Source organism: Arthrobacter oryzae, from assembly GCF_030718995.1.
In the GTDB taxonomy this organism is placed as follows: Bacteria; Actinomycetota; Actinomycetes; order Actinomycetales; family Micrococcaceae; genus Arthrobacter; species Arthrobacter oryzae_C.
Window position 1 is genome coordinate 29558 of record NZ_CP132204.1, and the last position, 22808, is coordinate 52365.

The 22808-nt window shown below is 63.7% G+C and carries 23 protein-coding genes; 6 read left to right on the top strand and 17 right to left on the bottom strand.

Annotated features, from left to right (window positions below):
* Positions 1–33: 33 nt before the first annotated feature.
* From ftsX to galE, 11 genes are all read right to left on the bottom strand, one after another.
* Positions 34–948, bottom strand: coding sequence for a permease-like cell division protein FtsX (ftsX, locus tag Q8Z05_RS00155; protein ID WP_305941538.1), 915 nt, complete (start codon positions 946–948; stop codon positions 34–36).
* Positions 945–1739: a cell division ATP-binding protein FtsE gene (gene ftsE / locus Q8Z05_RS00160; protein ID WP_305941539.1), complete on the bottom strand. Its 795-nt coding sequence runs from the start codon at positions 1737–1739 to the stop codon at positions 945–947. Before ftsE ends, ftsX begins: the two co-directional genes overlap by 4 nt.
* Before the next feature lie 188 nt (positions 1740–1927).
* A complete protein-coding gene (gene prfB, locus Q8Z05_RS00165) occupies positions 1928–3043 on the bottom strand; it encodes a peptide chain release factor 2 (protein ID WP_305941540.1) in 1116 nt (371 codons plus the stop codon).
* 111 nt (positions 3044–3154) lie between these two features.
* Complete coding sequence (locus Q8Z05_RS00170) at positions 3155–3568, bottom strand: pilus assembly protein TadG-related protein (protein WP_305941541.1); 414 nt, start codon at positions 3566–3568, stop codon at positions 3155–3157.
* A 44-nt stretch (positions 3569–3612) separates the two neighbouring features.
* Positions 3613–4056, bottom strand: coding sequence for a hypothetical protein (locus Q8Z05_RS00175; protein WP_305941542.1), 444 nt, complete (start codon positions 4054–4056; stop codon positions 3613–3615).
* A gap of 10 nt (positions 4057–4066) precedes the next feature.
* Positions 4067–4378 carry a TadE family protein gene (locus Q8Z05_RS00180; RefSeq protein WP_305943437.1) on the bottom strand — a complete coding sequence of 104 codons (312 nt, stop codon included), beginning with the start codon at positions 4376–4378 and terminating at the stop codon, positions 4067–4069.
* A gap of 138 nt (positions 4379–4516) precedes the next feature.
* Positions 4517–4765 carry a hypothetical protein gene (locus Q8Z05_RS00185; RefSeq protein ID WP_305941543.1) on the bottom strand — a complete coding sequence of 83 codons (249 nt, stop codon included), beginning with the start codon at positions 4763–4765 and terminating at the stop codon, positions 4517–4519.
* Positions 4766–4827: 62 nt separating this feature from the next.
* Positions 4828–5769, bottom strand: a complete 942-nt coding sequence (locus tag Q8Z05_RS00190) for a type II secretion system F family protein (RefSeq protein ID WP_305941544.1) — start codon at positions 5767–5769, stop codon at positions 4828–4830.
* Positions 5766–6620 carry a type II secretion system F family protein gene (locus tag Q8Z05_RS00195; RefSeq protein ID WP_305941545.1) on the bottom strand — a complete coding sequence of 285 codons (855 nt, stop codon included), beginning with the start codon at positions 6618–6620 and terminating at the stop codon, positions 5766–5768. Before Q8Z05_RS00195 ends, Q8Z05_RS00190 begins: the two co-directional genes overlap by 4 nt.
* The gene (locus tag Q8Z05_RS00200; protein WP_305941546.1) at positions 6620–7843 is read right to left on the bottom strand and encodes a CpaF family protein; all 1224 of its coding nucleotides are present in this window, start codon (positions 7841–7843) and stop codon (positions 6620–6622) included. The genes Q8Z05_RS00195 and Q8Z05_RS00200 overlap by 1 nt, the downstream gene beginning before the upstream one ends.
* A 140-nt stretch (positions 7844–7983) precedes the next feature.
* Positions 7984–9003 (bottom strand): UDP-glucose 4-epimerase GalE, encoded by a 1020-nt coding sequence (gene galE, locus Q8Z05_RS00205; protein ID WP_305941547.1) that lies wholly within the window; start codon positions 9001–9003, stop codon positions 7984–7986.
* Between the two features lie 148 nt (positions 9004–9151).
* Here galE and Q8Z05_RS00210 point away from each other — a divergent pair, with 148 nt between their 5' ends.
* The 3 genes from Q8Z05_RS00210 to Q8Z05_RS00220 all read left to right on the top strand — a co-directional run bounded on the left by Q8Z05_RS00210 (position 9152) and on the right by Q8Z05_RS00220 (position 12381).
* Positions 9152–10303: a glycosyltransferase family 4 protein gene (locus tag Q8Z05_RS00210; protein WP_305941548.1), complete on the top strand. Its 1152-nt coding sequence runs from the start codon at positions 9152–9154 to the stop codon at positions 10301–10303.
* Positions 10304–10390: 87 nt separating this feature from the next.
* Positions 10391–11374 (top strand): GDP-mannose 4,6-dehydratase, encoded by a 984-nt coding sequence (locus Q8Z05_RS00215; RefSeq protein ID WP_305941549.1) that lies wholly within the window; start codon positions 10391–10393, stop codon positions 11372–11374.
* Positions 11371–12381 carry a GDP-mannose 4,6-dehydratase gene (locus Q8Z05_RS00220; RefSeq protein ID WP_305941550.1) on the top strand — a complete coding sequence of 337 codons (1011 nt, stop codon included), beginning with the start codon at positions 11371–11373 and terminating at the stop codon, positions 12379–12381. The genes Q8Z05_RS00215 and Q8Z05_RS00220 overlap by 4 nt, the downstream gene beginning before the upstream one ends.
* Before the next feature lie 358 nt (positions 12382–12739).
* Here Q8Z05_RS00220 and Q8Z05_RS00225 read toward each other — a convergent pair whose 3' ends face one another.
* The gene (locus tag Q8Z05_RS00225) at positions 12740–12925 is read right to left on the bottom strand and encodes a hypothetical protein (RefSeq protein WP_305941551.1); all 186 of its coding nucleotides are present in this window, start codon (positions 12923–12925) and stop codon (positions 12740–12742) included.
* Between Q8Z05_RS00225 and Q8Z05_RS00230 the strand changes: the two genes are divergently transcribed.
* The gene (locus tag Q8Z05_RS00230) at positions 12915–15290 is read left to right on the top strand and encodes a GH25 family lysozyme (protein WP_305941552.1); all 2376 of its coding nucleotides are present in this window, start codon (positions 12915–12917) and stop codon (positions 15288–15290) included. The two genes, Q8Z05_RS00225 and Q8Z05_RS00230, sit on opposite strands and share 11 nt — an antisense overlap.
* A 45-nt stretch (positions 15291–15335) precedes the next feature.
* On the opposite strand, the gene Q8Z05_RS00235 is transcribed toward Q8Z05_RS00230, so the two are convergent.
* Positions 15336–16622: a lipopolysaccharide biosynthesis protein gene (locus Q8Z05_RS00235; RefSeq protein WP_305941553.1), complete on the bottom strand. Its 1287-nt coding sequence runs from the start codon at positions 16620–16622 to the stop codon at positions 15336–15338.
* Between the two features lie 158 nt (positions 16623–16780).
* Between Q8Z05_RS00235 and Q8Z05_RS00240 the strand changes: the two genes are divergently transcribed.
* Together Q8Z05_RS00240 and Q8Z05_RS00245 are read left to right on the top strand one after the other, a co-directional pair.
* The gene (locus Q8Z05_RS00240; RefSeq protein ID WP_305941554.1) at positions 16781–17668 is read left to right on the top strand and encodes a glycosyltransferase family 2 protein; all 888 of its coding nucleotides are present in this window, start codon (positions 16781–16783) and stop codon (positions 17666–17668) included.
* Between the two features lie 61 nt (positions 17669–17729).
* A complete protein-coding gene (locus Q8Z05_RS00245) occupies positions 17730–18839 on the top strand; it encodes an NAD-dependent epimerase/dehydratase family protein (protein WP_305941555.1) in 1110 nt (369 codons plus the stop codon).
* Positions 18840–18988: 149 nt separating this feature from the next.
* Here the strand turns inward: Q8Z05_RS00245 and Q8Z05_RS00250 are convergent, their stop codons facing one another.
* From Q8Z05_RS00250 to Q8Z05_RS00265, 4 genes are all read right to left on the bottom strand, one after another.
* Positions 18989–20236, bottom strand: coding sequence for an acyltransferase family protein (locus Q8Z05_RS00250; protein WP_305941556.1), 1248 nt, complete (start codon positions 20234–20236; stop codon positions 18989–18991).
* A complete protein-coding gene (locus Q8Z05_RS00255; protein ID WP_214953084.1) occupies positions 20236–20583 on the bottom strand; it encodes a DUF2304 domain-containing protein in 348 nt (115 codons plus the stop codon). The genes Q8Z05_RS00250 and Q8Z05_RS00255 overlap by 1 nt, the downstream gene beginning before the upstream one ends.
* 31 nt (positions 20584–20614) lie before the next feature.
* Positions 20615–21280, bottom strand: a complete 666-nt coding sequence (locus Q8Z05_RS00260) for a glycosyltransferase family 2 protein (RefSeq protein WP_305941557.1) — start codon at positions 21278–21280, stop codon at positions 20615–20617.
* A gap of 120 nt (positions 21281–21400) precedes the next feature.
* Positions 21401–22807 carry a bifunctional dTDP-4-dehydrorhamnose 3,5-epimerase family protein/NAD(P)-dependent oxidoreductase gene (locus Q8Z05_RS00265; protein WP_305941558.1) on the bottom strand — a complete coding sequence of 469 codons (1407 nt, stop codon included), beginning with the start codon at positions 22805–22807 and terminating at the stop codon, positions 21401–21403.
* Between the last annotated feature and the right edge of the window lies 1 nt (position 22808).

The window sequence follows — 22808 nt, forward strand, 5'->3', positions numbered from 1 at the left end:
TGTCATGGTCAATCCTTCGTTGGTATGCACAGCCTAGACCCGCAAATATCTACGTAAGGTCAAGAGAGACGAAATTCCAGCCAAAGTTGCGCCCAGTCCCAGGAGTGCCGGAGCGAGGATAAGGGTCTGCGCCGGGGAGATGAACGCGGTGTCTGGATACTGCTTGGACATGTATTCGCCGAGGAAAAAATGCGCCACTGCCCAGAGCGTGCCGGAAGCCAGCGCCGCGCCGATCACCGCAGCGATCACGCCTTCGAGGATGAACGGCAACTGGATGACGGTCTTGGAGGCACCGACCAGCCGCATGATGCCGGTCTCCCGGCGCCTGCTGAAAGCGGACAGACGAATGGTGGTGGCAATGAGCAGGATGGCGCAGACAATCATGACACCGGCGATGATGACGGCGACCAGGGAAGCCGCGTTCATGACCGAGAAGAGCCGTTCCAGGACCTGCCGCTGGTCGATCACCGTCTCGACGCCGGGCTGTGACGAGAACGTCTCGCTGATGATCTGGTATTTCTCCGGGTCCTTCATGTTGATCCGGAAGGATGCCGGGAGCTGATCCGGAGTCACCGAGTCAACGATGGGCGAGTTGGAGAACTGCTCCTTGAAGTGGTTGTAAGCCTCTTCCTTGGACTCAAACTGGAAGTCGTTGATGTACTGGGCCACAGCAGGCGACTCCAGCAGCGTGCGCAGGTTCTCCTGCTGCTCCGGCGTGGCCGTTCCCGTGGCGCAGCCGGCCGCCGTCGAGCCGTCACCGCAGAGGAAGATGGCCACCTGGACTTTGTCGTACCAGTAGCCCTTCATCTGGTTGATCTGGAGCTGCAGCATGCCGGCGGCACCGACGAAGGTCAGCGACACGAAGGTCACCAGGATGACCGACACCACCATGGACAGGTTGCGCCTGAGGCCGCTGCCAATTTCGCTGAGGATGAAGGCGAGTCTCACAGTGTCTCCCCCGCCCTGGAGGCGGAGCCATCTCCGATGCCGGGCTCAGCCCCGTCCGGGCGCCCGCTGGCGTCCTTAAGCCGCCGCGACTGCCCCACCACCGGAATCATCGAGGTGTACAGGGCGCGGGCCTCGTCGCGAATGACAACGCCGTTCCTTAGCTCCACCACGCGTTTGCGCATCTCGTTGACGATGTCGTCGTCGTGCGTTGCCATGACCACCGTGGTGCCGTTCTGGTTGATCTTGTCCAGCACGCCCATAATGCCCATCGACGTGGTGGGATCAAGGTTTCCGGTAGGTTCGTCAGCCAGCAGGATTCCCGGGCGGTTCACCACTGCGCGGGCGATCGCCACACGCTGCTGTTCACCGCCGGAGAGCTCGTGCGGCATGCGGTGTTCCTTGCCTTCAAGGCCCACGGTCTTAAGTACTTCGGGGACAGTGTCCCGGATGATGCTGCGGCTCTTGCCGATCACCTGCATGGCGAAGGCCACATTGGCAAAGACGTTCTTCTGCGGAAGGAGGCGGAAGTCCTGGAAGACGACGCCGATTCCCCTGCGCAGGCGGGGAACACGCCAGCTTGATATGTTTGCCACGTTCTGGCCGGCGACATAAACGGCGCCGGAGGTGGCCCGGTCCTCCTTGAGGACCAGCCTGAGGAAGGTGGATTTGCCGGAACCGGAAGCGCCCACAAGGAACGCAAACTCACCACGGTCGATTTCAAGGTTGACAGAGTCCAGCGCAGGCCGGGCTTTCTGGTCATAGACCTTGGTGACATTCTCGAAACGGATCATTGCCCTAAGTACCCTGCAGGACACGGCTGATGGAGCCCAGTACTGCAGCCGGTGCACGGGCTTTCTTTTGGGGGAAGTAGAGCTCCGGCCCCTCGACTATACGCACGGCCACCTGCAGAAAAGCTGGAGTTCCGGGGCGTGTCGCGGGATTTCAGCCACCGAATGGACGTCCCGGGCAGCCTGCGGGCCTAGTCGGCGGCGTTGCGGTTGTCGGTTCGCCAGCGGATGCCGGCATCGATGAAATCGTCGATTTCGCCGTCGAATACGGCCGAAGTGTTGCCGACTTCGTGCTCGGTCCGGAGGTCTTTGACCATTTGGTACGGATTGAGGACGTAGGAGCGCATCTGGTCGCCCCAGGACGCCTTGACGTCCCCGGCGAAGGCCTTTTTTTCCGCATCTTCCTGTTCCTTCTTGAGGAGCAGGAGCCTGGACTGGAGGACCCGCAGGGCAGCGGCGCGGTTCTGGAGCTGGGATTTTTCGTTCTGCATGGACACCACGGTCCCGGTGGGAATGTGCGTCAGTCGTACCGCCGAGTCGGTGGTGTTGACTGACTGCCCGCCCGGGCCAGAGGAGCGGAAGACGTCCACCCGGATTTCGTTGTCCGGGATGTCGATGGAGTCCGTCTGCTCGATCAACGGGATGACTTCGACGGCCGCGAAGGACGTCTGGCGGCGGCCCTGGTTGTCGAAGGGGCTGATCCGGACCAGTCGGTGCGTGCCGGCTTCGACGCTCAGGGTGCCGTAGGCATAGGGCGCGTTGACTTCGAAGGTGGCGGACTTGAGCCCGGCTTCCTCGGCGTAGGACGTGTCCATGATGGTGGTCGGGTAGCCATGGCGTTCGGCCCAGCGAAGATACATCCGGAGCAGCATTTCGGCGAAGTCCGCCGCGTCAACCCCTCCTGCGCCCGCACGGATGGTGACAACCGCCTCACGCTCGTCGAACTCACCGGACAGCAGCGTCACCACTTCAAGGTCCTTCAGCGACTTGCGGATGGACTCAAGCTCCGCGGCAGCCTCGCCCATGGAGTCGGCGTCCTCCTCGTCCTGGCCGAGTTCCACCAGGACCTCAAGGTCGTCAATCCGGGAGACCAGCTTGTTCAGGCGCTCGAGTTCGCTCTGCCGGTGGGAGAGCCGGGAGGTGATCTTTTGCGCAGCCGCGGGATCGTCCCAAAGGTTGGGCTCCCCCGCCCGCTCGCTCAGTTCTGCGATGTCTTCCTTCAGCTCCTCAACATTCGAGACGTTTTCGATGGAGGTGTAGGTGGCGCGCAAAGCGCGGATTTCTGCGGAAAAATCTATTTGAGCCATGGTTGTTAAAGCCTACGCTATCCTTCCTAGCCGTCCCGCACCGGTTCCCCACTGCTACGGTTCCCGACGGCTACCGGTTCGCGACCGCTACCGTGCGGCTGGCGGTCAGGGCTACCGGACGAGCCTGGAACGTGCTGTGGACGCCGCCTCAATCCTGATCCCGTCCGGGATGAGGAAGTTGACGATCGGCGGATGCACTTCCGCACTCAGCACGACGACGGCGGTGGAACCGTCGGGACTCCCGGTCTCCGGTGCGACGGCTAGCCCGTCGAACAGGTCATTCGCGCCGTTCCTGCTCAAGTAGTCTGCGGCTACGCTGCGGACGCGGGTGCCGCTGAGGACCGCGGACGGGCTTCCGCCACCGGTCTCGACCTGGCCCAGCGTATAGCTGTCCGCCGCTGCCACGGATGCGCCGTCCGCGGCGGACAGCAGCTTCTTGTGTTCGAGGTAGAGCGAGGACGCCGCCATGACTGCGGTGGTGACTAGGAGTGCCAGCAGTACGTAGCCGATAATCAGGACCATCATCTGCCCCGCTTCCCCGCTTTGCTCAGCGCCGGGATGTTGAGCCGTTATCGGAATCGCCCCACAATCTGTGTGGCCGAGGCGTCCAGTTGGCTGACATTGAGCCGGAACGAATCACTGAAAGGTACAAAGGGCAGCGGGACCGAGAGGTGGACAGTGATGGTGACAGCCGACCCCGGGGAGAGGCAGTCCGCGGTCTGGCAGCTTGCCTCCATGCGTGCGTTTTCCGCCGGATGCCCGTAGTCCGCGAGGGCGAGCATGACTGCCTGTTCGGCCGCAACGCGGCCGCTTTCCGCATCGGGCTGGGCGACGTACACCTTGGCCGCCTGGTCGGCCGCTCCGACGACGGCGAAGGCGCCACCCTGGATCTGCCCCACAGTGATGATGAAGTACACGAGGGGAACCATCAGTAGTAGGGCCAGGAACGTGAACTCGACGACGGCGCTCCCCCTCTCCCCCGAAGCGGCTTCCCGGAACCGGCGGGACAGCATGGCGCGAAAGCTAGGGCTGGATGGCAGCATGGCCCTTCACCTCCAAGGCCTCGCGTGGACCGATCAGGCCAATCACCGGCAACGGCGCCCTGACCGTCACTTCGAGCACACGGATGCCTTGAAAGGTCACTTCCGAAGCGGTCACGTCGTTGGCGAAGTCCCCGTTGAGCGCCATGCCGATCAGTTCGCCCGTACGGCCCGTCGCGTCGGTCGCGTTCCGATCGGCGAGTGTGCCGTACCTGGCACCCGACGCTGCAGCGTCGATCAGCGTGTTGCGGACGTGCAGGACGAGCGCCAGCTGAATGATCGCCAGGAAGAACATCGTCAGAAGTCCTCCCACCAGGACGAAGTCCACAACGGCGGAGCCGCGTTCCCGACGGGACGGATCATGACGCCCGGCCGGTTGCCCGGTTGTCCGGCAGGCCAAGTCTTCGGCCTCCCGAAGCCCTGCGGGCATGTGCTAGTTTCCGACCTTGTCCATGGCCTGGTTGAACAGCCCCTCCAATGCTGGTCCGGCAAGCGCCAGCAGTGCGGCCACGAGCACGGCTGACATCAGCGTGATCATCACCCAGCCCGGCACATCCCCTCGTTCGGGATGGTCGGCGCTGCCGGACGGCCTGCCGCCGTTGCCGAGCGCTGCCGATGATGCCCGGAGCAGCAGGGCAATGCTGTGAATCATGGCCAGTGCTCGGATTCCGAAGTGTGTCATTGGGCTTCCATTCTGTGGTTCGGGCTGGATTGTCCCGGCAGTCCGGGTGGTTTGGGATTCAGTCATAGTCCAAGGCTGATGGCGGCGAGGCCCGGGAACACTGCAAAGATGACAGTCAATGGAAGGACGCCGAAAACCAACGGCACCATCATGGCGATCTCTTTCTTTCCGGCCGATTCCATCAACTCGCGCTTGGCCGTATCGCGGACGTCCTGCGCCTGGGCCCTGAGGACGTCCGCCAGTGGTGTTCCCCGTTCCACTGCCACGATGATGCCGTCAACAAATCGCACCAACGGGCCCAGGTCCGTCCGCGACGAAAATCGCTGCAACGCGTCGATAAGTGGCTTTCCGGCACGGGTTTCACCCAGCACTAGCTCGAACTCCCCGGCAAGTTCGCCTCGCGAACTGCGGCAGACCCGGTCGAGTGCCCCGGTGGCACTCTCGCCCGCACTCACGGCGAGCGCCATGAGCTCGGCGAGGCTCGGGAACTCGGCCATCATGCGTTTTTCCCGCTTCTTGATCTGGGCGCCCAGCCAGTAGTCCCTGAAGAGGAATCCGCCAATGGCACTACCCAGAATTGCGACGACGGCGAGGAACGGATTGAATTGTCCCCTTGCGGCTCCGATCAGGACCAGGCCCGTGGCAATGACGAATCCCAGAACTGCCCACAGCAGTTGCTCGGCCCTGAAGTCGACGACGGACTTCCGGATCCCGGCCTGGGCCAGCCGTCGGCTCAGCGCCGTCGACCCTGTGTTGAATCGCGTAAGGAATGCCAGTCCGTCCCTCAGGAACGGACGCAGTATGCGCTCCAGCGGCCCGAACGGAGTGAGGTTCTCTGTGGACGCCAACAGCAGCTTGGACTCCAGGTTCTGCGACTTCAGCTGCGGTTCAATGCGTTCCGTAAAGCTCATTGGCCGCATGAACGGCAGCCGTACAACCAGCAACCAGAGGCCCGCGCCGAGGAGGAGTCCGCAGATCACTGCGCTGGCGCCAGGCGACGTCACCTGAGCACCCGTTCGTCCTCGGGAAGTGCCCCGATCCGCAGCATGACGGAGTAGCAGATGGCCGAAACCACCAGCCCGCCCAGAAGTACGGCCGCACCCATCGCGGTGTTGTATGCGGCAACTGCTTCGGGCCGGGTTGACAGCAGTACCATGACAATCCACGGCGCAGCCACGGCGAGCCTGGCCGCATTCACCGTCCACGACTGCCGGGCTTCAAGCTCGCTCCTGGTCCGCGCGCTTTCCCGCAAGAATTCGCCCAGGGTTCCCAACAGGCGGCCCAAGTCGGAGCCACCCACCTCGCGGGTAAGCCTGAGGGCTTCGACAATCCGGTCCGCGACAGGATCTGCGAGCCGGTCCTTCAGCCTGTTGAGGGCTGGATCGAACTGGCCGCCGGCGCGGTAATCGGCGCCAAAATCGCGAAATACGTGCCGCAGCTCCTCGGGGCCTTTTTCGCCCAGCTGGATCAGCGCTTCGGGAAGCGACAGTCCGGCCCTGATCGCGGAACGAAGGTGATCAACGACGTCAGGCCACAACTGACGCAGCGTTGCGGTGCGTTTGCGTGCCCGCCACCTGACGACAGCTATCGGGAGCCAGCCTCCAAACAGTCCAAAGCAGGCGGAGATGGGCCAGGACCTGGTCACGGCAAAGAAGACGATACTGACGAACGCCGCCATACCAAGGCAGGTGGATACGAGGCCGGTGCCGGAGACGTTTTCAATCCCGGCCGCCCGCAACAGGTCCTGGAGCCGGCTGGACCGCGGTGGCCGCGTGACGGACGGCGGCTGCTCCCACGCCGACCACCAGATGAGGAACAAGCCTGTACCAAGGACAACCCCCAGCAAGGGTGCCATCAGCGGACCTCCAGAAGGGCGGCAACATCAAATCCCGCTGCGGCAAATTTCTCGACGGCGGGCATGGAGTTGGCTTTGGGTTGCAGATGGCCGTCAGCTAGTGCGAAAACCATGGACGATTCGATGATGCCGTTCTCGACGCGCCTGCCGAGGGAGAGGATTTCCGTCACCTGCCGGCGGCCGCTGGCCTGCCGGCTGCAGTGGACCACCAGATCGATGCATGAGGCGACCGTCGGCACCACGAACGCACTTGAGATATTGTCACCCGCCAGGAGCGGAAGGGTGCACAGCTTGGTGACGGCATCGTGCGCCGAGTTCGCATGAACCGTACACATACCCGGAAGGCCCGAGTTGAGCGCGATCAGCATGTCCAGGCTTTCCGCCTCACGGACCTCGCCCACCACAAGGCGGTCCGGCCGCATCCTGAGGGCTTCCTTGACAAGCCTTCGCAGCGGTATCTCACCTTCGCCCTCCAGGTTCGGCTGCCTGCACTGCAGTCCCACAACGTCGCGCAAAGGGAATTGCAGTTCAAAGATTTCCTCCACAGTGATGACGCGCTCGCGTGCGCCAATACTGGCTGCCAGGCAGTTCAGCATCGTGGTCTTGCCGGCCTGGGTGGCCCCCGAAACCAGGATATTGAGTCCGCTGGCCACTGCGGCGCCTAGGAACCGGGCTGCCTGCGGAGTAAGTGTCCCGAGTTCCACCAGGTGTTCGAGCCGGCTTGCCTTGACCACAAACTTTCGGATGTTAACCGCCCAGTGGCGCCGCGTGACGTCGGGAATAACCACGTGGAGCCGGGACCCGTCCGGGAGGGCTGCGTCTACGAACGGCGAAGACATATCCAGGCGGCGGCCCGAACTTTTCAGCATGCGTTCCACGAGGTCCCGAACCTGCTGATCCGTGAGACTCAGGGACGTGAGTTCAGATTCGCCGTTCCGTGCCACATATATTTCGTTGGGTGCGTTGAGCCAAATTTCCTCGATGGTGTGGTCGTCCAGCAAGGGCTGCAGCGCACCGAATCCGGCTACGGCGTCGTAAACGTGGCGGCGGGCGGACTCCAGCGGGCCGATCGGAGGAAGTGGCCCCATCAGTGCGCGTTCGTCGTAATCGCTGACCGCGGCCTCCACGAGGCGCCTGACCTCTCCGGCCTGCCGCAGCGGGTCCAGGCCGCGGCGTCGGATCAGTTCGCGGACCTCGTCCTCCACGATTCGAACAGCATCCATGAGTTCCCCAATACGACTGCCGCCCCCGGCTGAGGCAGTACAACTGCGTTAAAGCTAAGGGAGCATACACATGTCGGCCAAGTCACACGGATAAAACTGTGGATAACCCCGGAACGGGGCCCTGACAACGTGGCGCTACATCACACTGGTTCTTCGTAGCCTGACGGGTTGCTGCTTTGCCAGCGCCAGTGGTCTTTGCACATGGTGGCCAGGTTCCGCCGCGCTGACCAGCCCAGATCCGCCAGCGCCGCGGAAGGGTCGGAGTAGCTGACGGCTGCGTCCCCGGGCCTCCGGGGTGCGAACTCATAGGGTACGGGCACTCCGGCCGCGTGGCTGAAGGCTTCGATGACTTCAAGTACGGACGAACCGCGGCCGGTGCCAAGGTTCCAGCGGTAGACGCCGGCCTTTTCCTGCAGGTAGCCCAGCGCGGCAAGGTGGCCGGCCGCGAGGTCCATCACGTGGATGTAGTCACGGACGCCGGTGCCATCAGCCGTCGGATAGTCATCGCCGAAGACCATGACCTTGTCGCGTCGCCCCACCGCAACCTGGGCCACGAAGGGCAGCAAGTTATTGGGTATGCCGCGCGGGTCCTCCCCGATCAGACCCGATTCGTGGGCACCGACGGGATTGAAGTAGCGGAGAAGGGCTATGCTCCAGCTTGGGTCTGCCGCACCGAGGTCCGAGAGAATGTCCTCGATCTGTTCCTTGGTCCGGCCGTAGGGATTGGTGGCGTCCAGCGGCGCCTTCTCGATCAGGGGTACTTCCTCGGACGCCCCGTAGACCGTGGCCGAGGAGCTGAAGACGAGCCGCCGGACACCGGCGCGCTCCATGCTGTGCAAAAGATTGAGCGTGCCCACCACGTTGTTCTTGTAATACCAGAGTGGTTTAGCGACCGATTCCCCAACGGCCTTGAGGCCGGCGAAGTGGATCACGGCGTCGAAGGTGACCTCCTCGAAGAGGCGGTCCACCGAGGCGGCATCGAGCAGATCAACCTCGCGGAAATCAACTGTCTTTCCGCTCAGCTTCTCCACCCTGCGGAGTGACTCGGGGTTGGAGTTCATCAGATTGTCGAGGACGACCACCTCGTGCCCTGCTTCGAGCAAACAAAGCGTCGTGTGGGATCCGATGTATCCGGCGCCGCCGGTGACCAATACCTTCATGGCCTCTAGTCTAGGGCGGGGTCGATGGTAGGTCACAGCCGGACCGCCGCCGGACGTCACGCGGCGCCCGCCAGGAATCAGTCAGATCCGGCGGCGGGGTCAGCACAGCAGAAGTCCCGGCTCCGGCTCAAACGTTAGTATGTTCAGCATGACGACCCCCGAGCCCGGCACTTCGCCTGCCCACCAAACCGGCCACTCAGTCCCGTTGAACGTGGGCGTTTCCATGCTCACCCTTGTCCCGGGCGGAATGGGGGGCAGCGAAACCTACGCACGCGAATTGGTCCGCCAACTCGGTGCTTCGCCGGCAGTTAACCCCACCTGCTACGTCAACGAATCCGGGCGCGGCTTCAGCGAAGGGGCGGATGAAGTGGTGATTCCCGGGCTGGCAGGCGGCGGCTCCACCGTTGCCCGTTTGGCCACCTTGGCCAAGGGCCTGGCAATGAGGGGCTCGATCCTCCGCAGGATGCGACCGATGGACGTCTTCCACGTCCCGTTCACGGTTCCGCTGCCGAAGCCGCCAAAAGGCACTCCGTTTGTCCAGACACTGCTGGACGTTCAGCATCTCGACCTCCCCGAGCTGTTCGGCACCGCTGACAAGCTCTACCGCAAGGTCTTTTACGAGAAAGCCGCACGCGACGCGGACGCGATCGTGACCATCAGCGATTTTGCCAAGCAGAGCATCGTAAACCATCTAGGCATCGCACCGGAGAAGATCTTCACGGCCCATCTGGGCGTCAATGCCGAGGAGTTCACACCCAATGTGGGACCTCGCGATAGCTTCATCATGTATCCCGCCAGGGGCTGGAAGCACAAGAACCACGCCAAACTGTTCGAAGCCATGAGATTGCTTCAGGCTACTAACCCGGAGCTGCGCCTCATCCTCACGGGAGGGGCGCTCGACGACCTGACCGACGTTCCCGCCAACGTGGAAGTCCGTGGCCTGGTCCCGCTCGCCGAGCTCAGGGAACTGTACCGCAACGCCGCATGCATGGTCTTTCCCAGCCTCTACGAGGGATTCGGGCTTCCGCCCCTGGAGGCAATGGCTTCGGGCTGCCCCGTGGCAAGTTCCACCGCTGGTTCGCTTCCTGAAATTGTGGGAGATGCCGCCGAATTGTTCGATCCGCAGGACCCCGCCGCGATCGCTGCGGCCATCCGGAACGCCATCGCCAGGACCGACGAACTCCAGCGGCTCGGCCTGGAACAGGTCCGCAAGTTCACGTGGGAACACTGCGCCGCAGTGCACGTGGAGGCGTACCGCTATGCGCTGAATCAGCGCGACACAGCTGCGAGTACCGTTTGAGCGGCGCCATACTCCGCCTCGGAGCCAAGGCTCCCTCCCATATATAGTTGCAGTAGCCCCGCAAACAATCTGTAAGGACCTCTTCCCATGCCCCGTGCGCTAATCACCGGAATCACTGGCCAGGACGGCCTGTATCTCGCAGAGCTCCTTCTCTCGAAGGGGTACGAGGTGTTCGGCCTCATCCGGGGACAGAACAACCCCAAGCACGACCTGGTCCGCCAGACCGTTCCGGGCGTCAAATTGCTCACCGGCGACCTGACGGATGTCTCTTCGCTTGTCCGGGTGCTCGGCGTTGCCCAGCCGGACGAGGTCTACAACCTTGGGGCAATTTCCTTCGTGGCCTACTCCTGGGAGAATGCCTCGCTGACCTCAGACGTCACCGGCAAGGGCGTCCTGAACATGCTCGAGGCGACCCGCCTGTATGCAGGGGACGACATCTCCAAGGTGCGCTTCTACCAGGCGTCCTCGTCCGAGATGTTCGGCAAGGTTCAGCAGGTGCCCCAGACCGAGGAGACCCTCCTGTGGCCCCGGTCCCCCTACGGTGTGGCCAAGGTCTTCGGCCACTACATGACGATCAATTACCGCGAGTCCTACGGGATGCACGCTTCCAGCGGAATTCTCTTCAACCACGAGTCGCCGCGCCGCGGGCCTGAATTTGTCACCCGCAAGGTTTCCATGGCGGTCGCACGGATCAAGCTCGGGCTCCAGGACGAAATCGTCCTTGGCAACCTGGACGCCAAGCGCGACTGGGGCTTCGCAGGAGACTACGTGGAAGCCATGTGGCTGATGCTGCAGCAGCCCGAAGCTGACGACTACGTCATCTCCACCGGCGAAACACACTCCATTGAAGAACTGCTCCAGGCTGCCTTTGACGCTGCGGGGCTGGACAACTGGAAGCAGTACGTCCGGCAGGACCCCAAGTTCATGCGTCCCGCCGAAGTCGATCTGCTGATCGGCGACGCGTCCAAGGCCCAGGACAAGCTCGGCTGGAAGCCCAAGGTCTCCTTTAACGAACTCGTCAAGATGATGGTTGAGAACGACATCGCCGAGCAGTCTGCCCTGATGCGGTGAACCCGCTCAGCGAGGCGGGATCTGTTCCCGTCGGCACCGCTTTCCTTACCGGGGTAACGGGCCAGGACGGGTCCTACCTGGCCGAATCCCTGCTCTCCCGTGGCTGGCAAGTCCATGGCCTCATCCGCCATGAACTGCTGCCGGGAGCGCATGGCGAGGGGGAAACCTCCGTGGAAGGGGTGGAGTACCACGTCGGCGATCTTTCCCGCCCTGACGAGGTGGGCTCGATTCTGGAGTCGATCAAACCCGACCTGGTCTTCAACCTCGGCGGGATCAGTTCGGTGTACCAGTCGTGGCAGCACCCTTACGACACGGCACTCATCTCGGGCGCGTCTGTTGTCGCCATGCTGGAAACCACCTGGCAGTTGCAGCAAGCCACGGGCAAGGAGATCCGTTTCCTCCAGGCTTCCAGCGCTGAACTGTTCGGCGAGGCAGAGTCTGCGCCGCAGAGCGAGTCCACCCCGATCCGGCCCATTTCCCCGTATGGCGCCGCCAAAGCTCTGGCTCATCACGCCGTCAGCGTCTATAGGGGTCGGGGGATGTTTGCATCCTCCGCGATTCTCTATAACCACGAGTCCGTCCGGCGGCCGGCCAAATTCGTAACCCGCAAGATCACGTCCGGAGCGGCTGCCATCGCCGCGGGCAAGCTGGACAAGCTTTCACTGGGCAACCTGAACGCCATCAGGGACTGGGGCTGGGCTCCTGACTTCGTAGACGCCATGGACAGGATCATCCACGCAGCGGAACCGGACGACTTCGTGGTCGCCACCGGCGTCTCCCACTCCGTTCAGGACTTCGTGGAGGCCGCGTTCAAGGCTGCCGGCATCGATGACTGGCGCGCAGTCGTGGACGTTGACGACTCCCTGGCACGGCCCACCGACGCTGCCGAGATGCGAGGCGACATCGCCAAGATTTCATCCAGGCTGGGCTGGCGGCCGTCCGTGGATTTCGATGCACTGGTGACTGCCATGGTGCGGCACGACCAGGCACTCCTCGCCGGCGAATAACCTGAGCTCCAGTTCACACTGGTAACAGTAAGCACTCTGGTTACATCTGTAACATTGGTGCTACATTAGCCGGGTCATGAAGATGATCTGGAACGGCTGAGCTGTCGCCACCGTCCGAAATGACAAACCAATAGGTTTCTAATTTTGCGATGTGTGGGGGATCTGCGCGTTGCCGGCCGGAGCAGAACATGAGTCTTAGCAAATTCACCAGCGCACGAACAGGCGCGTCCACCTCCTTCGGCGGCCGGATGCTGGCGGCGGCCGTTTTAACCTCAGCCCTGGTTTGCAGTTCTTTCGCCCCCGCACTGCCTGCAGCCGCGGACGAGCAAGCCCTACCGGCGCCGGTGTCCACTCCGGTTCAGACGGCTGACGCCACACCGGCTACTGACTCCCCGGCAACCCCGCCGACGGCCACTGCCGCACCAAGCCCGACGGCGTCCGCTCCGGCCCCGGCATCGACCCAGGCAACAGTGCCGTCCCCGGCGCCGACCACCAGCGAGACCGTTCCGCCGGGATCAACCATCGACGCGGAGATGCTGGCCAAGCTCAAAGCCGCCCAGGGGGCCCATGGCGCGCACATGGGCCAGGGGCTCGAGCAGAAGCTGGGCATCAGGGCAACCACCGAGTCAAGCGGGACCTCAACCGAGGCCACCTACATGCCGCCCGGCATCCAGGGACTCGACGTCAGCAGCCATCAGGGAAACGTGAACTGGCAGGAGCAGCGCAACATGGGTGCGCTGTTCGCCTACGCCAAGGCGTCAGAAGCCCTCAGCTATCTCAACCCCTACTTTGCCAGCCAGTACAACGGATCCCGTAGCGTCGGAATGATCCGGGGCGCTTACCACTTCGCGATCCCGAATGTTTCGTCCGGCGCCGCGCAGGCACATTATTTCGCCGCCAACGGCGGTGCCTGGAGCGGCGACGGAACCACCCTGCCGCCCCTGCTGGATATTGAATACAACCCGTACCCCGAACTCGGCAACACCTGCTACAACATGTCGCAAAGCCAGATGGTTTCCTGGATTGCAGACTTCTCCAACACCCTGTATACCCGGACAGGCCGCTATCCCGCGATCTACACCACCACCGACTGGTGGACCCAATGCACGGGGAACAGCCCGGCGTTCAAGAACCAGCCGCTCCACATCGCGTCATACCGCACCGTCTCACCTGGCGTGCTGCCGGCCGGTTGGACCAAATACGATATCTGGCAGTACAGCAGCCTAGGCCCGTTCGCCGGCGATTCAAATGTCTTCAGCGGCAGCTACGCCGAACTCCAGGCACTCGCAACCGGCTTCGATCCTGTCCTCAACAAGTACAACTCGATGGGCGGCGCGTCCAGCCGGCTGGGAGTCCAGACGCTTCCGCTGTACTGCGGCCTGCCAGCCGGCGGGTGCTACCGCCAGTATGCCGGCGGCCAGATTATCTGGCATCCGAACACCGGGGCGAAGGCCGTCTATTTCAGCTCCATCGGCGGCACGTGGCGTGGCTGGGGCGGAGTGGACGGTCGCCTTGGGTACCCGAAGACGGATGAAACCTGTTCGGCAACAGCCTGTTCGCAGGCCTTCGTTGGCGGCGAAGTGTACTGGTCGACGTCAACGAACGCCGCAGCGGTCTTCAACGGCGGAATCGGCGCACGATGGCGGGCCATGGGTGGCACCTCCGGAACACTGGGCTACCCCACAGCCTCCGAGACCTGTTCCGCCTCCGCCTGCAGCCAGACGTTCCAAGGTGGAAAGATCCTGTGGACAGCCTTAACGGGCTCCTGGGCGCTCACCTCCGGAGACATTGCAACGGCCTGGGAGGCCCTGGGCGGCGAAACCAGCCGGCTCGGCTACCCCACCAACAACAAAACGTGCACCGACACCTCATGCGTCCAGAGCTTCCAGGGCGGAACGATGGTCTGGACCGGCGCCACCGGCGCGGTTCCGGTCTGGCGCACGTCCATTGGAAGCAAATGGCAGGCCGACGGCGGACTCTCCGGCCTGGTCGGGGCGCCCCGGTCAGCCGAAAGCTGCGAGGGCTCAGTCTGCCGCCAGCTTTTCGTCAACGGCCAGATCTTCTGGACCCCGGAGTCCGGGACGCGGACCATCGTCGACGGTGAAATCGCCAAGAAATGGACCGCGCTCCAAGCCGAGAAGGGGCGCTTCGGCAGTCCCATCAGCGACACCAACTTCTGTGACGGAAAGGAGTGCTTCCAGGACTTCGAGGCGGGCCGGATCCTCAAGGACCCCACCGCTACCGCCCCTGCATTCGGAGTGCTCCGCGGTACGGGTATCGGGTCCTTGTGGGCAGCCATGGGCAGCGAGAACGCCCGCCTGAGCTACCCTGTCACCGATGAATCCTGCGCCGGCAGCACCTGCAAGCAGTCCTTCCGCGGCGGCACCATCTACTGGACACCCGCCACCGGACAGTGGGCCGTATACAACGGCAGCATCGGCGGCCTCTGGCGGACCCTCGGAGCCGAGAACGCACGGCTGGGCTACCCCGTCAGCAACGAAACCTGCCTGGTCAGCTCCTGCCGCCAGAGTTTCGCCGGCGGAGACATTCTCTGGTCCGCCACCACCGGTACTGCCGCTGTGTACTCCGGTGGCATCGGATCGTTGTGGCGCTCACTTGGGTCCGAATCGGGCCGTCTCGGGTTCCCCACGACGACGGAAACTTGCGCAGCAACCTCGTGCACCCAGTTGTTCGCTGGCGGCGAGATCCTCTGGGCGTCGGGCGTGGGCATGGGCGCTGTCTACAACAGCGGCATCGGCGGCGTATGGCGGGCGAACGGAGCCCAGCAAGGCTTCTTCGGATTCCCCACCAGCACCGAAACCTGCACCGCGGATGTTTGCGTGCAGTACTTCAAGGGCGGCTCAATCAAGTGGAGTGCAACGGCGGGTTACGCCATTACCCGCTATTGAGTTCGCGGTTCCGCGGTTTCCACAGGCGTAGGACTCTGTGAGCTCCTACGCCTGTGGCACAGCAGTGCGGCGTGACAACGCCACGGTGTGGATGCACACGCCCAGCAGCGGGCCCGTCAGCAGGGACAGGACGGCACGGAGGTCGGCGTCCAATGGCAGCAGCAGGACCAGCAGGGTCAGGGCCCCTGCGCTCACCCAGCCGACAGAAGACACCCTGTGGCGGTTGAGTGCTACGCACATACCGCCGGTGAGTGTCAGAAGAGCCAGCACAGAGGCGGCGGCAGTCAATCCGGCGAGGACCCACGCCGCGACGTGGTACTCCGGACCGAACAGCAGGACCATTAGCCAGGGTCCCAGGAAGTACGCCGCCAAGGCACCCACCAGGGCGACGCCGGCAATGGCGAGGGCGACCGGCCGCAATGCACCAAGCCCCCGGTCCCGGTGACGGACGAAATGGGCGATTGCGACGCTCTGGAACGTTCCGAGCGGAACCATCAGCGGCGCCCTGGTCAGCAGAATCGCAAGAAGCAGCGGAGCCGACGCCAGATAGACGTCCGCGGGAGTCGTAATCCTGTAAAGGATCGGGAAGCCGACAACGAGCGATGCGCTGGCAGCAGTCGATATGCTGGCGTGGCCCACTTTCCGCGCAAAGTCCCTGACGGGGACGGCCAGCGGCATGCTGAACGCTGACCGGAGCTGAGGGCTGAAGACTGCCATCAGCGCCCAGGCGAGGGCCCCTGCCGCCGCCGCGGCCGCCACCCCGGCTGTAGATCCCGCCAGCAGGCCGACAGCGAGCACGAGGACCAGACGGAAGACGGACTCGGCGGCGACCAGCGCCGAAAAACTTCCCCAGAGGTGCCGGCCGCTGAGGACGCCTGCCAGTGCGGCATGGACCGAGAAAGCCACGCAGGCACCGGCGAGGACAAGAACCAGCACCGCCCAGTGCGGCCCGAGCACCGCGCGTCCCCACAGTAGCGACGTCACTGCCAGGACAATTGCGACCCCGGCGGCGATTCCGAAGACCACCGCGAACAAAGGAACGGTCCGGCGCCGCCCAGTGCCGCCGCGGGAATGGGCGGCGGAGTCGGTCCCCGAGGCGGTTACGTACCGAATGATCTCCGTTTGCAGGCCGCCGAGAATACCGAACATCAGAAAGAGTGCGGACCAAAAGGCCAGGAACTCGGCGTTGTCGGCCTTGCTCAGGACCCGTGGCACAAACCAGATGACCAGGTACCCGGCAGCCGCAGAGGCGATTGACGCCAACCCGACGGAAGCCGCCTGGCGCGCAGCAATAGTCGACTTCTGCGGTGCCCGCCCTTCCGTGTGAGTCATCCGTTGAAGGCCGGGGCTGCAGGGGTCAATTGCCGGATAACGTGGGAGGTCATGGCAACATATTAGTGTCGGACACGGACAGGCACTCAATTGAAGCCGCCGCCCCGGCACCCGTGAACGAGCTCAGATGAGCTACGACAACCCGTGGAAGTTGGAAAATGCCGCTCGATATTTTTGTACCGTACTGGGGCGATCCTGCGCTGCTGAAGGAAACCGTTGAGAGCGTCTTTGCACAGACCAACGGAGACTGGGTACTTACCGTCATCGATGATTGCTACCCCGACCCCTCCGTCAAGGAATACTTCGCGACCATTGAGGATGAACGGGTCTCCTACCAGCGGAACGAATCCAACAAGGGCATTACCGAGAACTACCGCACCTGCGTTTCCCAGGCCACCCAGGACCTCATGGTGATCCTGGGCTGCGATGATGTACTGCTGCCCAACTACGTTGACGTCGTGCTGCAGGCCCACCGCGATTTCCCGGACGCCTCCGTGATTCAGCCCGGAGTCCAGGTCATCGATGAAACAGGGCGGGTTGTCCGGTCGCTCGCGGACTCCGTTAAGCGGAAGTTCGTGGGACCCAAAACCAACGCCACAACAGTCCTGGCCGGGGAATCCCTCGCGGTCAGCCTCTTGGGCGGCAACTGGCTGTACTGGCCTTCTCTCGCTTTCCGGACCGACGCAATCCGCAAGGTCAGCTTCCGCGACGGCCTGCCCATCGTGCAGGATCTGGCACTGGTCATGGACATTGTGCTGCAGGGCGGATCGCTGGTTCACGTCCCGACACTGGCGTTCTCCTACCGCCGGCACTCCGCAAGTGCCTCGGCTGCGACGTTGACCGATGGAACCCGTTTCGCCGGCGACCGGGAGTACGCGCAAATTGCGGAGGACCTCTGCCGGGCCAAGGGCTGGAAGAAGGCCGCGGTGGCAGCCCGCGTCCGCTGGACCTCGCGCCTGCACGCCGTCACGCTGATGCCCGGCGCCCTGCTCTCCCGCAATCCGAAAGCCGTCAAGGCCACCTTCAGGCACGCCTTCGGTCACTGAACCCCGCCAGTCCTATGAGAAACTGGACCTTGCAGATGTCCGCCCCAGAAAGGCCCCACTAGTGACCTCCTCAACGTCATCAACAACGTCCCCTGCCAAACGAGGTACTGTCCTCGTCACGGGAGGCGCCGGGTTCATCGGATGCGCCATCTCCCCGGCCCTGGTTGCGGCGTTCGACCGAGTGGTAGCTGTGGACAGCCTGCACCCGCAGATCCACGCCTCCCAGTCACGGCCGGAGGAACTCGATCCCGCTGTCGAGCTCATCGTTCGCGATATTACTGAGGCACAAACCTGGGACGACGTACTCCCGGACGTCGCGCCCGACGTCGTAATCCACCTTGCCGCCGAGACCGGAACCGGACAATCGCTGGAGGAATCCACGCGCCACGCCATGGCCAACGTCGTGGGCACCACGCAGCTGCTGGACGGCTTGAACCGAAGCGGCAAACTGCCGCGCCGCATTGTCCTCACCAGCAGCCGGGCTGTATATGGCGAAGGTGCCTGGAAGTCGGATGCGGACGGCTCCCTCTTCTATCCCGGCCAGCGGTCAAATGAGATCCTGTCACGCGCACAGTGGGACTTTCCTGCCGCCCAGCCTGTGGCCATGTCCGCTGCGGTCGTGGCTCCGGCTCCGGTCAGCGTGTACGGCTCCACGAAGCTCGCGCAGGAGAACATCCTCGAGTCCTGGGCCAAGTCCTACGGGGTCGAAGCCGCCGTACTGCGCCTGCAGAACGTCTACGGCCCCGGCCAGTCCCTCATCAACCCGTACACGGGCATCATGTCCCTCTTCTGCCGGATGGCCAAAGCCGGGAAGTCCATCCCCCTGTACGAGGACGGCGAGGTGCGCCGCGATTTCGTATTGATCGACGACGTCGCCGCCGCTGTTGTGGCAGCTGCTGTCGCTGCGGAGGCACATGATGGTGCCCTCGACATCGGCTCAGGAGAATTCCAGACCATCCGGACAGCCGCGGAAATCATCAGCCGCCATTACGGAGCCCCGGAGCCGCACGTCACGGGCCAGTTCCGCCAGGGTGACGTCCGGCATGCATGGGCCGATGTGGAGCCGGCCAAGGCCGCACTGCCGTGGGAACCCCGCTACGATCTTGAAGCGGGCATTGCACGGCTTGCGGAATGGATCGACGGCCGTTTGCCGGCAGAAGCCAATCTCTAGGCGTACGGCCCGCCAACGATTAATAGGGCGATAAACGAGGGCCTCCGGTCTGTTGGGTGATGACACTCACCCAACAGACCGAAGGCCCTCATTTTTTGTTTTGTCTTTGCACGCGGTACGTCCTATACCGAAGTCACGGCACTGTCGCGCTAGCGCCGTCCGGCGGTGGTGATCCCGGCTTCCGCCGGGGTTTCAGCGGGCACAGAAACAGGTTCCTTCGCCGTTTCGGCGGGCGCCGCTGGGGGAACTGCAGACGGCGTCGAAGCCTTCCGCCGCCGCCGGACCGCGCGCATGACGGGCCGCTCCACCAGCAGCCAGCTGAGCGTAGCCAGGACCAGGGTGCCTGCGGCGGAGGCCAGGATGTAAACTGCCATGCCCCGGTTATGGACACCGTAGAGCGCCAGGAGCTGCTGCACGGGCCAGGCGTAAATGTAGAACCCGTAGGAGACATCATGGACACGGATCAGCTTCGGCGAGGGCAGCACTGATGATACCCACAGCAAGCCATAGGCAATGAACGGCCCGGCAAGCTGGCCTCCCCACACCGGGACAGCGAAAATGCAAAGGGCAGCGGCCGCAAGGGACCCGATGCCGGCGGCCCAGTGGAGCCCTATCCACTTGGACACCGACTGAACCAGGGCTCCGCCGAGGAAGAACGGAAGCAACTTAGCCAGCAGGGAGAAATCGGTGTCCTGCAGCAGGGGCATGATGGACGGCAGGTTCGCGTAGACTGCGACGCTTGCCCCGAATGCCAGCGCGAGCGGCACCGGTGAGCGGCGGACCCAGGCCAGCCCACCGATTGCCGCGATGATCAAATAGCACAGGAACTCGTAATAGAGGCTCCAGAGAGACCCGTTCCACGAGCCGGCAAAGGGAACGGTCGCCGGGGTGAAGGCCACATCGTAGTTCTTCATCTCCAGGAACAGATTGGAAAAGACGAACCGGAGCGGCGTGGTTTCCGTGGTCCAGTAACCGGTCAATGTGCCGTTCTGGCGGAGAAATCCGAGCGGAGCGAACACCAGGACCGTGACGGCGAGGCACGCCAGGAATGCGGGATAAATCCTGGCGACGCGGTGTACAAGGTACTCGCCAAGGCCGTTGGTAAAGCGGCTGCCTGTGATGAGGTAACCGCTGAGGGCAAAGAAGCCCGCTACGGCCCAGCCGCCCAGGTTTTCACCGCGAAAATGGGGCCCCTCCCCTGCTCCAGCCAGGTAAAAGCTGTGGGCAAAGAGCACCAAGGCAGCCAGGCCCAGCCGGATCATGTTCATGCTGTTGTTGCGCGGGTCCAGCGCCTTGCCCCACCGCGGTCCGGAAACCGGCTGCCCGGCCCGGCCAGTGGCGCCGGAAGCGACGGAAGGCGTTCGCGTGTCTGGCGATGTAGCGGAGGTCTCCTCCACTAGCTCAGCTGCCCTGGTTTCTCGGCTTCATCAATTGCGATGCGCCGCGAGAGCTTGGTGAGCGCGTTCTCTGCGTGGCGGAAGCGCTGGTAGGTCGTTGCCATGAAGACGAACAGGGACACCACTGCGCCGTAGAGCACCAGGTCGGTTCCTCGTCCGATGCCAAGGAACCCCGCAACCCGGGTAAGGGCCTCGGGAAAGAACACCGAGAGCGCCGCCACGACTGCGAAGATCATCAGCAGGATGCGGCGTACCGCCAGGTGCCGGGCGTTGGAACCGCCGCGCATCAGGGCGAGCGAAACCACCATGACGGCAGCGACGAGGACAATTTGGACAATGATTAGCAATCCGACACCTTGGCTTGTTGAAAAACAGGGGCTATTTGAAGAACAGTTCGGCCACGATGTTGACCGAGTTCAGCAGGGACTGTCCCTTGGACTTGGAATAGTCCGTGTAGATGATTTCCACGGGGTGCTCCGCATACTTCGGCTTGAGCCTCGCCAGCTGGTTCACCAACTCGGAAGCGTGGGCCATCCGGTTCTGGGTGAGGTGGATGTTGGAGGCAACGCGGGGGTTGAAGGCGCGCAGCCCGTTGTGCGCATCCGTCAGGTTCATCCCCGTGGCAAGCCTGGACTGAATGGCAGCCGTTTTGAGAACGAGCCGCTTCGCGGGTGAAAGTTTGGTGCGGTCGTCCAGGAAGCGGGAACCGAGGATGATTTCGGCCTCCCCCGATTTAACCCGTTCCACCATGGCCTTCGCGTCGTCAACCCGGTGCTGGCCGTCGGCGTCGAACGTTACGATGCATTCCAGTTCCGGATCCTGCAGGGCAAACTCGATGCCGGTCTGCAGGGCTGCACCCTGGCCCAGGTTGATGGGGTGCTGGACAACGACCGCGCCGGCTGCCCGGGCCTTCTCCTGCGACCCGTCGGTGCTGCCGTCATCAACGCAAACGACGTAGGGGAACTGCTTCCGCAGACCCTCGATGACCGAACCTACGACAGTAGCCTCGTTGTACATGGGGATGACGATCCAGGTGCGACTCACCAGTCAATTGTTGCATATGGCGTGCCTCCGGCTTGGCACCGGCGCCGGGGTCCGGCGCCGGCGCGACCGCCCGGAACACGACAGTTCCGGCCCGGTCCCGGCCGCGCCGGCCGCGCCCGGCTAGCTCAAGTACTCTTTCAGCCTGCTCTGCGCGCTGGCAGGCTCAAAGCCTGTTGACCGTATTTTAGCCAGGTCCAGGACGCTGTTCAGGGGGCGGGGGGCGGCAGGCTTGCCTTTGAAGTATTCTTCGGTGCTGACGCCGGTGACGGCGGTCCGAGGCTTTCCGGAGAGCTCGTACACGTCCGCGGCGATGTCGGCCCAGGACTGCGGTTCGCCGTCGTTGCTCAGGTTGTACGTGCCGTAGGCGGCGCCGGACTCCAGGAGGTGCCGGATCCCGGCCGCGATGTCTCCGGTGAAGCTGAGCCGGCCGATCTGGTCGTTGACCACGGACGGTTCGATGCCGCGGCCGGCGAGGGACGCCATGGTGCGGACGAAGTTGTTGCCTTCACCGATGACCCAGCTGGTCCGCACGATGTAGTGGCGGGGAACCACGCTGACAACGGCGTCGCCGGCTGCCTTGGTCTGGCCGTACACACCCAGCGGGGTGAACGGTTCAGTCTCGTCGTGGCTCTCGCGGACGCCGTCAAAGACGTAGTCCGAGGACACGTGCACCAGGGTGAGGTCATGTTCGACGGCGGTGCGGGCCAGCCGTGAGACGGCGGCGACGTTCACGGCCCAGGCCGCTGCCCGGCCTTCCGCGGTTTCCGCTGTGTCGACGGCGGTGTAGGCCGCGGCGTTGACGATCGTCGAGTAGTTCTTCCAGTTGCGCTCCGTGAAGGCGGTTTCGCTGGCGAGGTCGAAGCCGGCGCGGCCGGCGAACTCAACGGTTGCGTCGCCGTCGTACAGTTCCCGCAGTGCCTTGCCGAGCTGGCCGTCGGCGCCGACCACGAGGATTTTCTTCGCCGGCATGGGCACGACGTCCGCGAGGCGGGGGTGGGCCTTGTCCTTGTCGGAGAGCTCGGCTTCGTCCAGCGGGACGGGCCAGGAGATGGCGGCGGTTTCGTCGGCGAGGTTCAGGAAGGTGTACTGGCCCTGGGCGTCCGCGGACCAGTGGTCGTTGACGAGGTAGGTGTAGGCCGTGTTGTCCTCCAGGGTCTGGAAGGCATTGCCCACACCGCGGGGAATGAAGATTGCCTGGCTGGGGTCCAGTTCCGCGGTGAACACGGCGCCGAAGGACGGGCCCTCGCGCAGGTCAACCCAGGCGCCGAAGATCCGGCCGCTCGCCACCGAGATGAACTTGTCCCACGGCTCCGCGTGGATGCCGCGGGTGGTGCCGGCTTTTTCGTTGAACGAGATGTTGTTCTGCACCGGGCGGAAGTCCGGCAGCCCGAGTGCCACCATTTTCTCCCGCTGCCAGTTTTCCTTGAACCAGCCACGGTTGTCACCGTGGACCGGCAGGTCATAAAGGACGACGCCGGGAATCGGGGTTTCGTGCGCGGTCAGCTTCTTGGAGAACTCGATCGACATC

What these genes read in the sequence shown, in the direction of transcription:
- ftsE (WP_305941539.1), bottom strand. Translation starts at nt 1,739, where the DNA reads ATGATCCGTTTCGAGAATGTCACCAAGGTCTATGACCAGAAAGCCCGG.
- prfB (WP_305941540.1), bottom strand. Translation starts at nt 3,043, where the DNA reads ATGGCTCAAATAGATTTTTCCGCAGAAATCCGCGCTTTGCGCGCCACC.
- Q8Z05_RS00170 (WP_305941541.1), bottom strand. Translation starts at nt 3,568, where the DNA reads ATGATGGTCCTGATTATCGGCTACGTACTGCTGGCACTCCTAGTCACC.
- Q8Z05_RS00175 (WP_305941542.1), bottom strand. Translation starts at nt 4,056, where the DNA reads ATGCTGTCCCGCCGGTTCCGGGAAGCCGCTTCGGGGGAGAGGGGGAGC.
- Q8Z05_RS00180 (WP_305943437.1), bottom strand. Translation starts at nt 4,378, where the DNA reads ATGTTCTTCCTGGCGATCATTCAGCTGGCGCTCGTCCTGCACGTCCGC.
- Q8Z05_RS00185 (WP_305941543.1), bottom strand. Translation starts at nt 4,765, where the DNA reads ATGACACACTTCGGAATCCGAGCACTGGCCATGATTCACAGCATTGCC.
- Q8Z05_RS00195 (WP_305941545.1), bottom strand. Translation starts at nt 6,620, where the DNA reads ATGGCACCCTTGCTGGGGGTTGTCCTTGGTACAGGCTTGTTCCTCATC.
- Q8Z05_RS00200 (WP_305941546.1), bottom strand. Translation starts at nt 7,843, where the DNA reads ATGGATGCTGTTCGAATCGTGGAGGACGAGGTCCGCGAACTGATCCGA.
- galE (WP_305941547.1), bottom strand. Translation starts at nt 9,003, where the DNA reads ATGAAGGTATTGGTCACCGGCGGCGCCGGATACATCGGATCCCACACG.
- Q8Z05_RS00210 (WP_305941548.1), top strand. Translation starts at nt 9,152, where the DNA reads ATGACGACCCCCGAGCCCGGCACTTCGCCTGCCCACCAAACCGGCCAC.
- Q8Z05_RS00215 (WP_305941549.1), top strand. Translation starts at nt 10,391, where the DNA reads ATGCCCCGTGCGCTAATCACCGGAATCACTGGCCAGGACGGCCTGTAT.
- Q8Z05_RS00230 (WP_305941552.1), top strand. Translation starts at nt 12,915, where the DNA reads ATGCTGGCCAAGCTCAAAGCCGCCCAGGGGGCCCATGGCGCGCACATG.
- Q8Z05_RS00235 (WP_305941553.1), bottom strand. Translation starts at nt 16,622, where the DNA reads ATGACTCACACGGAAGGGCGGGCACCGCAGAAGTCGACTATTGCTGCG.
- Q8Z05_RS00240 (WP_305941554.1), top strand. Translation starts at nt 16,781, where the DNA reads ATGCCGCTCGATATTTTTGTACCGTACTGGGGCGATCCTGCGCTGCTG.
- Q8Z05_RS00265 (WP_305941558.1), bottom strand. Translation starts at nt 22,807, where the DNA reads ATGTCGATCGAGTTCTCCAAGAAGCTGACCGCGCACGAAACCCCGATT.